The 12,868-nt window shown below is 70.9% G+C and carries 14 protein-coding genes; 4 read left to right on the top strand and 10 right to left on the bottom strand.

The window, feature by feature from the left end:
* Positions 1-75: 75 nt before the first annotated feature.
* Complete coding sequence (locus tag OHA64_RS45115) at positions 76-960, top strand: LysR substrate-binding domain-containing protein (RefSeq protein ID WP_405623046.1); 885 nt, start codon at positions 76-78, stop codon at positions 958-960.
* A 28-nt stretch (positions 961-988) separates the two neighbouring features.
* On the top strand, positions 989-1,504 hold the full coding sequence (locus OHA64_RS45110) for a DUF664 domain-containing protein (protein WP_405624380.1): 516 nt from the start codon (positions 989-991) through the stop codon (positions 1,502-1,504).
* Here OHA64_RS45110 and OHA64_RS45105 read toward each other — a convergent pair.
* Positions 1,468-2,565 carry an adenosine deaminase gene (locus OHA64_RS45105; RefSeq protein WP_405623045.1) on the bottom strand — a complete coding sequence of 366 codons (1,098 nt, stop codon included), beginning with the start codon at positions 2,563-2,565 and terminating at the stop codon, positions 1,468-1,470. The two genes, OHA64_RS45110 and OHA64_RS45105, sit on opposite strands and share 37 nt — an antisense overlap.
* 29 nt (positions 2,566-2,594) lie before the next feature.
* A complete protein-coding gene (locus tag OHA64_RS45100; RefSeq protein ID WP_405623044.1) occupies positions 2,595-2,990 on the bottom strand; it encodes a VOC family protein in 396 nt (131 codons plus the stop codon).
* Between the two features lie 186 nt (positions 2,991-3,176).
* Here OHA64_RS45100 and OHA64_RS45095 point away from each other — a divergent pair, with 186 nt between their 5' ends.
* Positions 3,177-3,884, top strand: a complete 708-nt coding sequence (locus OHA64_RS45095; protein WP_405623043.1) for a dienelactone hydrolase family protein — start codon at positions 3,177-3,179, stop codon at positions 3,882-3,884.
* 39 nt (positions 3,885-3,923) lie between these two features.
* On the opposite strand, the gene OHA64_RS45090 is transcribed toward OHA64_RS45095, so the two are convergent.
* The 5 genes from OHA64_RS45090 to OHA64_RS45070 all read right to left on the bottom strand — a co-directional run bounded on the left by OHA64_RS45090 (position 3,924) and on the right by OHA64_RS45070 (position 8,718).
* Positions 3,924-4,592, bottom strand: coding sequence for a maltokinase N-terminal cap-like domain-containing protein (locus tag OHA64_RS45090; RefSeq protein ID WP_405623042.1), 669 nt, complete (start codon positions 4,590-4,592; stop codon positions 3,924-3,926).
* Positions 4,593-4,673: 81 nt separating this feature from the next.
* Positions 4,674-5,579 (bottom strand): oxidoreductase, encoded by a 906-nt coding sequence (locus OHA64_RS45085; protein ID WP_405623041.1) that lies wholly within the window; start codon positions 5,577-5,579, stop codon positions 4,674-4,676.
* A gap of 135 nt (positions 5,580-5,714) precedes the next feature.
* Positions 5,715-7,037 carry an aldehyde dehydrogenase family protein gene (locus tag OHA64_RS45080; protein ID WP_405623040.1) on the bottom strand — a complete coding sequence of 441 codons (1,323 nt, stop codon included), beginning with the start codon at positions 7,035-7,037 and terminating at the stop codon, positions 5,715-5,717.
* 130 nt (positions 7,038-7,167) lie between these two features.
* The gene (locus tag OHA64_RS45075) at positions 7,168-8,364 is read right to left on the bottom strand and encodes an RNA polymerase sigma factor (RefSeq protein WP_405623039.1); all 1,197 of its coding nucleotides are present in this window, start codon (positions 8,362-8,364) and stop codon (positions 7,168-7,170) included.
* A 3-nt stretch (positions 8,365-8,367) separates the two neighbouring features.
* A complete protein-coding gene (locus OHA64_RS45070) occupies positions 8,368-8,718 on the bottom strand; it encodes a YciI family protein (RefSeq protein WP_405623038.1) in 351 nt (116 codons plus the stop codon).
* 99 nt (positions 8,719-8,817) lie between these two features.
* Here OHA64_RS45070 and OHA64_RS45065 point away from each other — a divergent pair, with 99 nt between their 5' ends.
* The gene (locus tag OHA64_RS45065; protein WP_405623037.1) at positions 8,818-9,846 is read left to right on the top strand and encodes an acyl-CoA dehydrogenase family protein; all 1,029 of its coding nucleotides are present in this window, start codon (positions 8,818-8,820) and stop codon (positions 9,844-9,846) included.
* A gap of 24 nt (positions 9,847-9,870) precedes the next feature.
* Here the strand turns inward: OHA64_RS45065 and OHA64_RS45060 are convergent, their stop codons facing one another.
* From OHA64_RS45060 to OHA64_RS45050, 3 genes are all read right to left on the bottom strand, one after another.
* Positions 9,871-11,112 (bottom strand): hypothetical protein, encoded by a 1,242-nt coding sequence (locus OHA64_RS45060; protein ID WP_405623036.1) that lies wholly within the window; start codon positions 11,110-11,112, stop codon positions 9,871-9,873.
* Positions 11,113-11,140: 28 nt separating this feature from the next.
* The gene (locus tag OHA64_RS45055) at positions 11,141-11,587 is read right to left on the bottom strand and encodes a peptidoglycan-binding protein (protein WP_405623035.1); all 447 of its coding nucleotides are present in this window, start codon (positions 11,585-11,587) and stop codon (positions 11,141-11,143) included.
* Between the two features lie 121 nt (positions 11,588-11,708).
* Positions 11,709-12,851, bottom strand: coding sequence for an LLM class flavin-dependent oxidoreductase (locus OHA64_RS45050; RefSeq protein ID WP_405623034.1), 1,143 nt, complete (start codon positions 12,849-12,851; stop codon positions 11,709-11,711).
* Positions 12,852-12,868: the final 17 nt, after the last annotated feature.

Below are 12,868 nucleotides of genomic sequence, written 5' to 3'. Positions count from 1 at the left end.
GCCCACTCTGTCGTGACCTGGGACAGTGGTCCAACAGAAGAATCCGATGGAATTCAGCGGATAGGCTTCTCAATCATGGAACTGCGTCATCTCCAGCACTTTGTCGCGGTCGCCGAGGACCAGCACTTCACCCGGGCCGCGGAACGCCTCATGGTGTCCCAGTCGGGCCTGTCGGCCTCCATCCGGGCGCTGGAGCGGGAGCTCCAGACCCCGCTGTTCGTACGGACGACCCGCCGGGTGACGCTCACCGAGGCCGGGCGGGCGCTGCTGAGCGAGGCCGAACGGATCCTCGCACAGGTCCGGTCCGCGCACGAGGCCGTCGCCGCCGTGCAGGGCGTGCTGCGCGGCACCCTCGCACTGGGCACCGAACAGTGCATCGCGGGCGTGCAGGTGGCGCGGTTGCTGGCCGTCTTCAGACGGCATCACCCGGACGTGGAGATCCGGCTGCGGCAGGCCGGAGCGGGCGCGCTCGCCGAGGAGGTCGCCGCCGGCCGTCTCGATCTGGCCTTCGCGGTGCGCACCCGGGCCGACTCCGACCAGCTGCGTTCCGTACCGCTGACCAGTGAGCCGATGACCGTGCTGTGCCATCCCGACCACCGGCTCGCGACCGTCGGCGCGGCGGTCACGCCGGAGGAGATCGGCGGCGAGGTCTTCGTGGACTTCCACCCGGACTGGGGGCCGCGCCGGATCACGGACGCCGCGTTCGCCTCGGCGGGAGTGCGGCGAACGGTCGCACTGGAGGTGAACGACGTGCACAGCCTCCTCGACCTGGTGGACGAGAACCTCGGCATCGCCGTCGTGCCCCGGCACTTCCGGCACAAGCGGGAGGCCCTCACCGCCCTCCCCCTCAAGGGCACCGACGACGCGGCGTACGAGACGGTGGCGCTGCTGCCGCCTCCGCAGGCGGCCAGTCCCGCCGCCCGGGCGCTGATGACGCTTCTGGAAACCGAGGGCGCATGACGGACGAAGATGCGCGATGGTGGACCGTATGCATGCCAAGGACATCCTCATCGACGCGTTCAGCCGCATCCAGGAAGAGGTCCACGCCACCGTCGAGGACCTGGGTCCCGACGACCTCCACGCCCGCCCCGCGCCCGACGCCAACTCCGTCGCCTGGCTGATCTGGCATCTCACCCGGGTCCAGGACGACCATGTGGCCGGTGTCTCCGGGCTCGACCAGGTCTGGACGGCCCAGGGCTGGGAGAAGCGGTTCGGCCTCGACCTTCCGCGCCGCGACACCGGCTACGGGCACAGCGCCGTGAAGGTCGCCAAGGTGCGGGTCGACTCCGGTGAACTGCTGACCGGGTACTACGACGCCGTGCACGAGCAGACACTCGGATATCTGCGCACCCTCGCCGCCAAGGACTTCGAGCAGGTCGTGGACGAGCACTGGGATCCACCGGTGACTCTGGCGGTACGCCTGATCAGCGTCCTGTCCGACGATCTCCAGCACGTCGGACAGGCCGCCTACCTCAGGGGGCTGCTGCGGAGCGCGGCTTCGTAGCCCGGCAGGACGACGTCCTCGATGAGGGCCCTGCGCTCGTCGAACGGCAGGAACGCGCTCTTCAGGGCGTTCACCGTGACCGTGCGCAGGTCCTCAACCGTCCAGCCCGCCTCCTCGACCAGCAGGGACATCTCCCGGGTCATCGTGGTGCCCGACACCAGACGGCCGTCCGTGTTGAGGGTGACCCGGAAGCCGAGGTCCTTCAGCCGGGTGATCGGGTGCTCGGCGATCGAGGTGGCCGCGCCGGTCTGCAGGTTCGACGTCGGGCACATCTCCAGGGCGATGCGACGATCGCGCACCCAGCCCGCCAGACGGCCGAGCTTGCCGCCGACGAGGTCGGGGATGTCGTCCGTGATGCGGACGCCGTGTCCGATGCGCTGGGCGCCGCACACCTGGAGCGCCTGGTGGATGCTGGGCAGACCGTGCGCCTCGCCGGCGTGGATGGTGAACGGGACGTTCTCGCGCCGCAGGTACTCGAACGCGGCGAGGTGGTCGGCGGGCGGGAACCCGTCCTCGGCGCCCGCGATGTCGAAGCCGACGACACCGGCGTCCCGGAAGGCCACGGCCAGCTCGGCGGTCTCCTTGGTGCGGTCGAACATCCGCATCCCGCACAGCAGGGTGCCGACCCGCACAGGTGTCCCCGCGGCAGCCGCCTTCGCCATGCCCGCCGCCAGGCCTTCCTGCACGATCTCGACGACCTCGGGCAGGGCCAGCCCGCCCTTCAGCATCAACTCGGGCGCGTAGCGCACCTCCCCGTAGACGACACCGTCCGCGGCGAGGTCGAGGACGTACTCCTCGGTCGTGCGCAGTAGGCCCTCCCGGGTCTGCAGCACGGCGAGGGTGTGCTCGAAGGTGGCTATGTAACGCACCAGGTCACCCGAGTTGGCGGCGTCGACGTACCAGGCGGCGAGGGCGTCCGGATCGGTGGTGGGCAGGGTGTGACCGACCGCGTCCGCGAGCTCCACCAGGGTCGCGGGGCGCAGCGCGCCGTCGAGGTGGTCGTGCAGCACGGCCTTGGGCAGCCGGCGGATGGTGTCGGTGTCGATGCGGGGCGCGGTCATGTGCGTGGTGTTCTCTCTCGGGTCGGGACTCAGCCGGTGGTCGGTTGCAGCAGGTCCCAGCGGTTTCCGTACAGGTCCTGGAAGACGGCGACCGAGCCGTACGGCTCGTGACGGGGCTCCTCCAGGAAGGTCACGCCGGCGGCGAGCATCCGGGCGTGGTCGCGGGCGAAGTCGTCGGTGTGCAGGAAGAAGCCGACCCGCCCGCCGGTCTGGTCCCCGACGCGGGCCCGCTGGCTCTCGTCCTTGGCGCGGGCGAGCAGCAGTTCGGTGGCCTCCTGGTGAGGGCCCGGCCGGACGACCACCCAACGGGAGCCGTCCGGACGCGGAGTGTCCTCGACGAGATGGAAGCCGACCGCCTCGGTGTAGAAGCGGAGCGCCTCGTCGTAGTCGTCGACGACGAGGGTGACCAGGGCGACGCGTCTCATCGGGACCTTTCGGAGCGGGTGATGACGGGAGAGGTTATACGTAAAACTTCGCGGGCGCCAGTCGGTCGGGGCGGGGAGACCGCGGGTGCCCCGAGAGGGCCGTCCCGGGCGTGGCAGGCTGGTGATCACACCGGGGGAAACCGCCCCGGTGCCCCCACCCGCACTTCCGCACAGGAGTCGAGCGTCATGACCGAACTGCCGAAGTCGACCGGTGCCCCCGCCCGCCAGAACGTCACCTTTCCCAGCGGCGGGACCACCGCGCACGGCTATCTCGCGCTGCCCCCGTCCGGGCGCGGTCCCGGCGTCATCGTGATCCAGGAGTGGTGGGGCCTGACCGACCACATCGCTGACGTGGCCGACCGGCTCGCCCGGGAGGGTTTCGTCGCTCTCGCCCCCGACCTCTACGGCGGCAACGTGGCGCACGAGAGCCAGGAGGCCCTGCGGATGATGCAGGCCCTCCCGGTCCCGCGCGGGGTCGAACTGCTCTCCGGGGCCGTCGACCATCTGCTGTCCCTGCCCGAGGTCACCTCGGACACGGCCGGCGCGGTGGGCTTCTGCATGGGCGGCGGCTTCGTGCTGTACCTGGCGGCGGCGGACCCGCGCGTGAGCGCCGCCGTGCCGTTCTACGGCGTCATCCAGGGCGAGATGCCGGACTTCTCGGGGCTCAAGGCCAAGGTCCTCGGACACTTCGGCGAACTCGACCAGAGCATCCCCGCCGAGACCGTCGACCGGCTGGCCGACGCCGTTCGGGAGCAGTCGGGCATCGCCCCGGACATCCGCCGCTATCCGGCCGACCACGCCTTCTTCAACGACGGCCGGCCGGTCCATCACGCGGAGTCGGCCGCCCGCGCCTGGGAGAGCACCGTGCCCTTCCTGCACGAACAGCTGGGGTGAGCCGCCTGTAGGACCTCTCCGGCCGGACAGGTCCCAGAACTAGGCCCCGGTCGCCGAGGCGGGATACAAAACGGCGAACAGCGACCGGATCCTGGCGTCGTCCGGTGTGCGCCACGCACCGGCGACATGGCCGATCGCGCCCGGCGGGAGGGAGAGCTCGCCGTCCGGAGCGGGCCGCAGGACCCGGTGCAGACGGAGGGTGGCGCCCTGCGGGTGCGACAGCTCGGTGCCCTCTTCGTCGTCGGCGGCGGTGAGGGCGGTGGACGGCAGCGGACCCTCCTGCGTGCAGGATCGGGTGACGTCCGGGGCCGGGGTGTCACTGACGCTCTGGGCCTGGGCCTCGGCGCTGCCCTCGACCAAAGCGAGCAACTGGGCGACCAGCACCGGGTCGTGGCAGCCGTCGTAGGCCCAGCGGGGCCCCAGCACGCCGTGCTCCATCGTGCCGACGAGGGCGTGCTCCGCCCCTTGGAGCGGGGCGCCTCGGTAGGTGAGCGGTACCAGGTGGGCGACCGGGTGGGTGCCGGAGGTGTCGGTGGCCACCATGAACTCGATGCCGACCTCGCCCTGCGGATCGTCCAGTCGGAAGCCGCCCGCCTTGGACAGCCGGGGTTCGCCCGGCCCACCGGCGTACCAGGGCCGGGTGGGCAGCCAGGCGGTCAGCAGGTCGAGCTTGGTCGGCTTGAGGGTGGTGCGGTGGATGACGGCCATGCCTCGGGTTCTCTTTCCGTGAGCGGATGCCGGAACTTCGCGGAATACATGGGGTGTGAGGGGGGTCGGCAACCCCCCGTCTCAACTGTCCTTCTGGTGCAGCACGTCGAGCGTGCCCGCCTCCTCGTCGGTGAGACGGAGGGCGCCCGCGGCCACGTTCTCCACGAGGTGGTCGGGGTTGCCGGTGCCCGGGATGGTCAGGACGTGCGGGCCCTGTCGCAGGGTCCAGGCGAGCCGGACCTGGGTGGGTGTCGCGTCGTGGGCCCGCGCGACGGCGAGGACCGCGTCGTCGTGGGTGGTGGCGGCCCGCTGGGGTCCGCGGTCGCCGGATATGGCGTAGAACGGCACGAAGGCGATGCCCTGTTCGCCGCAGATCCGCAGGAGTTCGTCGGTGGCCGGGTCGTACGAGTCGAGGGCGAACCGGTTCTGCACACACACCACGGGGGCGATGGCCTGCGCCTCGGCGAGGTGCCGGGGCTCGACGTCGGAGATGCCGAGGTGCCTGATCAGGCCCTCCTCGCGCAGTTCGGCCAGGGCGCCGAAGTGCTCGGCGATGGACTCCTGCCGCATACGGCGGAGGTTGACGACGTCCAGGTGGTCGCGTCCGAGCTGGCGCAGGTTCTCCTCGACATGGCCGCGCAGGTCCTCGGGCCGGGCCGAAGTGGCCCACTGACCCGAGTAGTTCCGCAACGGGCCGACCTTGGTGACGAGGACCAGGTCGTCGGCGTACGGCGACAGCGCGCTGTTGATGATCTCGTTGGCCGAGCGCAGTGCGGAGAAGTAGAAGGCGGCCGTGTCGATGTGGTTCACACCGAGTTCTACCGCCTTGCGCAGCACGGAGATCGACCGCTCCCGGTCGCTCGGCGCCCCAAGGTGGAAGGCGGCGCTGCCCGTCAACCGCATCGCGCCGAAACCGAGGCGGTTGACGGTGAGGTCACCGAGTTGCCAGGTGCCCGCGGCGTCCGCGGTGATCACTTCGGAGGTCATCGGCGGATTCTGGCACACCCCCGTCCTACCGCCGTACAGGTTTACGCATGCCGTACCCTCCCCCGCTCAGGGCGCCGCGGCGTGCCCTTGATGACGATGGCGTGCGGGCCGCGGCTGTCCGTGTGGCCCGGCGGCTCAGCTCAGCGGCTTCTCCAGTACCGCCTTGCGGTGGCTGAACGTCTCGATGGAGTAGCGCCCGTGGTAACTGCCCATGCCGCTCTCCCCCACCCCGCCGAACGGCAGGTCGGAGACGGTGAGATGGGCCAGCGGAAGGCCGTAGCCGAGGCCGCCCGAGGAGGTCTCGTCGGCGATCCGGCGCCGCGTCTCCTCGGCCTCCGTGAAGACGTACAGGGCGAGTGGCTTGTCGCGGTCGGTGATGAAGTCGATCGCCTCGGACAGGCCGGCGACGGTGACGATCGGCAGGATCGGGCCGAAGATCTCCTCGCCCATGACGGGCGCCTCGGGGTCGACGTCGGCGAGGACGGTGGGCGCGATGTACTTGACCGTACGGTCGCTGTCTCCGCCCACCGCCACCCGGCCCGAGTCGAGCAGTCCGACCAGCCGGTCGAAGTGGCGTTCGTTGACGATCCGGCCGTACTCGCCGGAGGCCGCCGGGTCGGCGCCGTACAGGGACTCGACCGCGCGGACCAGAGCCGGCTCCAGCGCGGCGGCGGTCTCCGGGTCGGTCAGGACGTAGTCGGGGGCGACACAGGTCTGTCCGGCGTTGAGGAACTTCCCGCGGACCAGCCGGTCGGCGACCACGTCGAGGTCGGTGCCGCGGTCGACGAACGCCGGGGACTTGCCGCCCAGCTCCAGGGCGACCGGTGTGAGGTGCTCGGCGGCGGCGCGCATCACGATACGGCCGACGGTGCCGTTGCCGGTGTAGAAGATGTGGTCGAAGCGCTCGGCCAGCAGGGCCGTGGTCTCGGGGATGCCGCCCTCGACGACGGCGACCGCGTCGGTGTCCAGGTAGGCGGGCAGCAGCCGGGCCAGCGCGGCGGAGGTGGCGGGCGCCAGCTCGCTCGGCTTGGCGACCACGGAGTTGCCCGCGGCGAGGGCGCCGACCACGGGGGCGAGCAGGAGCTGGGCCGGGTAGTTCCAGGGCGCGATGACGAGGACCACGCCCAGGGGGTCGTACCGCGTCCAGGCGCTGGCGTCGTCACCGAGGAATGCCGGGACCGGGGCGGACTCGGGGCGCAGCCAGTCGGTGAGGTGGTCGAGGGTGTGGTCGATCTCGCGGACGGTGAAGTCGATCTCGGTGCGGTACGCCTCGGTGGTGCTCTTGCCCAGGTCGGCGTGGAGGGCCGCGGCGAGGTCGGCGCCGTTCTCGGTGAGCATCGCGCGCAGGCGGCTCAGCTGCTCGGTACGCCAGGCGACGGGCTTGGTGCGGCCGGTGCGGAACGTGGCGCGCAGCCGGGCCACGATGTCGGCGGGCTGCTCGGGGGTGGGGTGGTTCACGGTGCCTCGCTGGGGTTCGCGGGCCTTTCGGCCGGCGGAGTCCGGGTCTCGACTGTCAGGTGTATATGCCAACCTTTCATGTGCCCAAATAAATTCCGACCATGGGGACCCGGATTCCTTGAGTCGTGTGTCACGGTCGCGCGAGTTCCCGGCGCCGGCGTTCGAGATACGCGCGTTCCGCCGGGTTGCCTGCCAGCTGTACGGCCGCCTCGTACGCCTCCACGGCCTCCGTGTCCCGGCCCAGGCGGCGCAGCAGGTCGGCGCGGACGGCGTGGAAGACGTGGTAGCCGCCCAGGTCCAGCGCGTCCACGAGGTCGAGGGCCGCCCCCGGGCCCTCTGCCTCGGCTACGGCGACCGCCCGGTTCAGGGCCACGACCGGGCTGGGGGTGAGGGCGAGCAGCTGGTCGTAGAGCTGAAGGATCTGTCCCCAGTCGGTGGCGTCGGCGCTCGGGGCGTCGCTGTGGACGGCCTGGATGGCGGCCTGGATCTGGTAGGGCCCGGGGTGGTTCCGGCGCAGGCAGCGGCGCACCAGTTCCTGTCCCTCGGCGACCAGGTCCCGCTGCCACCGGCCCCGGTCCTGCTCCGGCAGCGGGACGAGCGCGCCGTCGACGTCCTCGCGTGCGCCGCGGCGGGACTCGATGAGGAGCATCAAGGCCAGCAGGCCGATCGCCTCCGGCTCGTCGGGCATCAGCTCGCCGAGGAGACGACCGAGCCGTACGGCTTCCGCGCACAACTCGGCGTCGCCGCCGTACCCCTCGTTGAAGATGAGGTAGACGACGGCCAGCACGCCCTTCAGCCGGTCGGGAAGGTCGGCGTCGCGCGGCACCCGGTACGGGATCCGGGCGTCCCGGATCTTCGCCTTGGCGCGGACCAGGCGCTGGGCCATGGTCGGCTCGGCGACGAGGAAGGCGCGGGCGATCTGGGCGGTGCCGAGTCCGCCGAGCAGTCGCAGGGTCAGTGCGACCCGCGCCTGCGGTGCGAGCGCGGGGTGGCAGCAGGTGAAGATCAGGCGGAGCCGGTCGTCGCGCACGGGGCCCTCCTGCGCGGGCGGGTCGGGAGCGTACAAGCGGGCTGCCTCCGCCTGCCGGGCGTCCCGGGTGGACTCGCGGCGCAGCCGGTCGACGGCCCGGTTCCGGGCCGTCGTGATGATCCACCCGGCCGGGCTGGGCGGCACGCCGGTCTCCGGCCAGCGTCGTACGGCCGTGGTGAACGCGTCCTGGACGGCTTCCTCGGCGAGGTCGATGTCGCCGAGGAAGCGGACGAGGACGGCGACGGCACGGCCGTACTCCGCGCGGAAGACGGCCTCGACGTCGGTGGTGTCCGGCATCGGTCAGTGCGTGTCCACGAAGGGGCGCACCTCGATGGGGAGGGTGGTGGCCAGGGCGGCCTTCCTGCCCCATTCCAGGGCCTCGTCCAGGTCGGCGGCCCTGATCAGGCACAGGCCGCCGAGGTACTCCTTGCCCTCGGCGTACGGCCCGTCGGTGACGAGCACGTCGCCGTCCTTCGGCCGCAGCATCGTGGCCGTCTCCGGTCCGTGCAGCCCGCCGGCGAAGACCCAGGCCCCGGCGGCGCGCAGCTCGTCGTTGTGCGCCTGGACGCGGCGCATGATCTCGGACAGCTCGTCGGGCGGGGGCGGCTCACCGCCGGCCGGCTGGACCACGCTGAGCAGATAGTGCTTCATGACGTCCTCCTTGGCTTCGTGCCGTTCTCTCACCTCCTACACGAACGGCAGTCCCCCGGATCGACACCCCACACCGCGAAACCGGAAAGAATCTTCTCCATGACCGCACCGCACCCCCTCGTCGCCCGAGCCCGCCGTCTCGCGGACGACCTCCTCGCCCCGCACGCCGAACAGGTCGACCGGACTCAGGTGCCCGAAAGCCATCTCGCGGAGATCAGACGTTCGGGCCTGCTCGGCCTGAACGCGCCGCGGGAGTACGGCGGGGCCGCGGCGCCCGGCGCGGTGGTACGCGAAACGGCGGAGATATTGGCCGGGGCGTGCTGCTCGACCTGGTTCGTGCAGACGCAGCACCACACGCCGGTGATGACGCTGGCGAAGAGCGAGGGCCCGGTGCGCGAGCGCCTGCTGGCCCGGCTGGCGAGCGGCGAGCTGCTGTCCGGGGTGGCGTACGCCCACCTGCGGGCCCACCCGCGCACGCCCGTCCGGGTCACCCGGGACCGGGGCGGCTGGCGGTTCGACGGTTCGGTGCCCTGGTACACGGGGTGGGGTCTGAACGACGTCATGCTGCTCGCCGGAGTGACCGACACGGACGAGGCCCTGTTCGCCTTCACGGAGGCGAGGGAGCAGCCGGGCCTGCGGGCATCGGAGCCGATGCGTCTGGCGGCCCTCACCGCGTCCCGCACGGTGTCGCTGGAGCTGGACGGCCTGTGGCTGCCGGAGGAGGCGGTGGCCCTGCGCACCCCGTACGACCGCTGGGCGGCGGTGGACCGACTCAAGACGGTGAACGCCAGCCCGGCGGTCTTCGGCGTCGCGGAGGCGGCCCTGCCCCTCTTGGACGAGGAGACGGCGATCCCCCTGCGTGCCCGACTGAGGGAGGTGCGTGGGCGCGCCTACGCCCTGGCCGCCGATACGGCGCCCCATGAGCGTGTCACGGAACGCCTCGCGCTCAAGACGCAGGCGTACGAGGTGTTGCAGACGGCCACCACGGCAGCCGTGGTGAGCGCGGGAGGCCGCTCGATGCTGCTGACGCACCGGGCCCAACGCCTGGCCCGGGAGGCGCTGTTCCTGTTGGTGCAGGGTCAGACGCGGGAGTCACGCACGGCTCACCTCACCGCGCTGACCGGCTGATGTGGGTCGGCCGCGCGGCCCGGTTCACGGCGCGGCAGGCCCTTCCGGTGGTGACACCGGCGCCTGCTTGACCGGGATTCCGTGGGGTCGTTCACCGTCGCCGTCCCGGGCGGCCGGTGTTCCGTTCGTCGAGGCCTCCTCCTGCACGCTGCCCTCCATGACGGCGGCGTTCTCCGGATCGACGACCGAGTCGGTGGGTCTGCCCACCTCCGACAGCGTCAACTGCGCGCGGTCGTCCACCAGTCGGGTCACCAGGTACTGCGCGGCTCCGAAGGCCGCGGCCCAGGCGAGGACCTGCGCTCTGCTGTCCAGGTCACTGAGCCCGGGGACGAAGGCGCCCCTGATCAGCAGTACCCCGAGGAAGGCGGACAGTGCGCCGGTCGGGAACTTCAGTACCGCCGACGCCAGGGGGAGCATGTAGGGGGCGCTGGTGCCCCGGATGCGGCGCAACGAGGCGATGACGGTGAACGCCGCACCGGCCAGTCCGGCGATCTCGACGGTGAGGATGTCCCTTGACTGGGCGAAACTGCTGGGCACGCTGCCTGCCGACTTGCTGTGGTAGTCCTTGCTGGGACAGACGATGTCCATGCCGTTGGCATCGACGGGGCCGAGTTTGGGCGCGAAACACAGGCTGAGCGACTGGGGGAAGAACCAGCCGTAGACGGCGAGGCCCGCCACACCGGCGAGCACCACGAACGTGGCCGTCCAGAGGATGTTGCGCAAGCTCCGCACCCTGGCCAGTTCGGCGTCCAGGGCGGTGTACGCGCTGTCCAGGGCCCGGGTCAGCAACTCACGGTCGGCGAAGGTCATCTCACCGGCGACGATGTGACGGATCCGCTGGGCGAGGCTGACCCGTTGCGGATCGTCCTTGTCCAGATGGCGTTTGACCAGCGCCATGACCTCACTGGCGCGGCCCGCGACCTCCGCGTCGGACGCCAGCTGGAACAGCAGCACCTCGGCACTGCGCAGGTTCGACCAGACGCCTTCCTGTGCGGTCGAACTCGACCACAACCGACGCCAGCCGAACGACTCGTCCGCCGCCGAGCAGGCCTTGCCGAGATGAACTGCCGTTCCCTCGATGAGGGCTTTGCGGTCGTTCGAGGGCGGCTTGGCCTGCTCGCGCCTCAACTGCACCTCGAGATAGGCGAGACGGGTTTTGGCCCGCGCCCGCCAAGGTGACCTCGGCGGGCGGGAACGCAGCCCGGCCTCGAGCCGTCGGCGCGTACGGGCCGACGTCTTTTCCCGGGCCGCTGCGGAAGTGGCCACAGCCGGTCTCCCTTGTTGCCCGGGCGGGCTATTCACCACTCATGTGGAGGGCGGGCACATGAAGTCTCTGCCACGACACCTTCCCGGGAATTCCGTCGGCGTCGCTGCCCGTGAAGCCCAGTTTCCGTTGGAACTGGGCATAGGACTTCCGGTCCGCCTCGCTCCACTGGCGGTCGGGCTCGTCGTCGGGATAGGCCGAGCATTCCTCGTCGACGAGGCGCCAACCCATGGCCTCGATGATCGGGCTGCGTACGGACGGCCTGAAGAAGTCCTTGCCCGGGAAGGGCTCGTCCTCGCCGCCATGCCCTCCGCTGGGCGCAACCACGCGAATCCGGTCCTTCGGGTGAATGAGGTTCTTGTTCTTGATCTGAGGATTCCACTCCAGGATCTGGGCCAGTGAAACATGATGCCTGGCCGCGATTTCGGAGAGCACGTCGCCCTCCCTTACCACGTAGAACTCTGGTGTGCCGTTCATACGTCCATGCTAGTGACGGATCGGGAATAGTTCGACTTGGGGAAACAGGTGGAAATTCCCGCGAACGGCGGCCAGTTGAATATTCACTGAATTCCGCCGCCGCGTCGTCCCGGTCCCTCATTCAGCCGGCGAAGGGCACCTGCGCCGAGGGGGCACTCTCCGTGCGGAACGGATGCCGCCACACCCCCTGCGCGGCCAGCCGCGGCAACACCCCTTCGCCGAACCAGTAGGCCTCCTCCAGATGTGGATACCCGGACAGCACGAACTCCTCGATGCCGAGCGCCGCATACTCCTTGATCCGCTCGGCGACCTCCTCGTGGCTGCCCACCAGCGCGGTCCCCGCGCCCCCGCGCACCAGGCCGATACCGGCCCACAGATTCGGGTGGATCTCCAGTCCGTCCCGGCTGCCGCCGTGCAGCGCGAGCATCCGCTGCTGCCCCTGGGACTCGCTGCGCGCCAGCCCGGCCTGGACGGATTTCACGGTCTCCGCGTCGAACCCGTCGAGCAGCCGATGCGCCTCAGCCCAGGCATCTTCGGAGGTGTCCCGGGTGATGACGTGCAGCCGGATGCCGAACCGCACCGTCCGCCCTTCCTTCGCCGCGAGCCCCCGGATCCAGGCGATCTTCTCGGCGACCTGGGCCGGCGGCTCGCCCCAGGTGAGATAGACGTCGACGTACTTCGCGGCGACCTCGCCGGCGAGGGGCGAGGACCCGCCGAAGTACACCTCGGGGACGGGGTCCGGCACCCGCGCCAGCTTCGCGTCCTCGACCTGGAGGTGCTCACCTTGCAGATCGACCGTCTTGCCTTCCCACAACTCCCGTACGATCTGCAGGAATTCACCGGTACGTCGGTACCGGTCGTCCTTGTCGAGGAAGTCGCCGTAGGCCCGCTGCTCGTGGCTCTCGCCGCCGGTGACGACGTTCAGCAGCAGCCGTCCGCCGGACTGGCGCTGGAAGGTGGACGCCATCTGCGCGGCGAGCGTCGGCGAGACGAAGCCGGGCCGGAAGGCGACCAGGAACTTGAGCCGCTCCGTGTTCTGGCTGACCATCGCGGTCGTCAGCCACGCGTCCTCGCACCAGGCGCCGGTCGGGGTGAGCGCGCCCACGAAGCCGAGATCCTCCGCGGCGCGGGCGATCTGGCTCAGGTAGGCGACCGTCGGCGGCCGGTCCCGCCCGGAGGCGGTGGCCGGGGTGCCGTGGCCGCCGCCGACGACATGACGGCTGTCGCCGTTGGTGGGGAGGAACCAGTGGAAGGTGAGGGACACGGGGGTCTCCGTTCTGG

It is taken from the genome of Streptomyces sp. NBC_00076 (assembly GCF_045041235.1).
Lineage (GTDB): Bacteria > Actinomycetota > Actinomycetes > Streptomycetales > Streptomycetaceae > Streptomyces.
The sequence above is the reverse complement of the archived record's forward strand: the minus strand, read 5'-3'. Positions and strand labels throughout refer to the sequence as shown.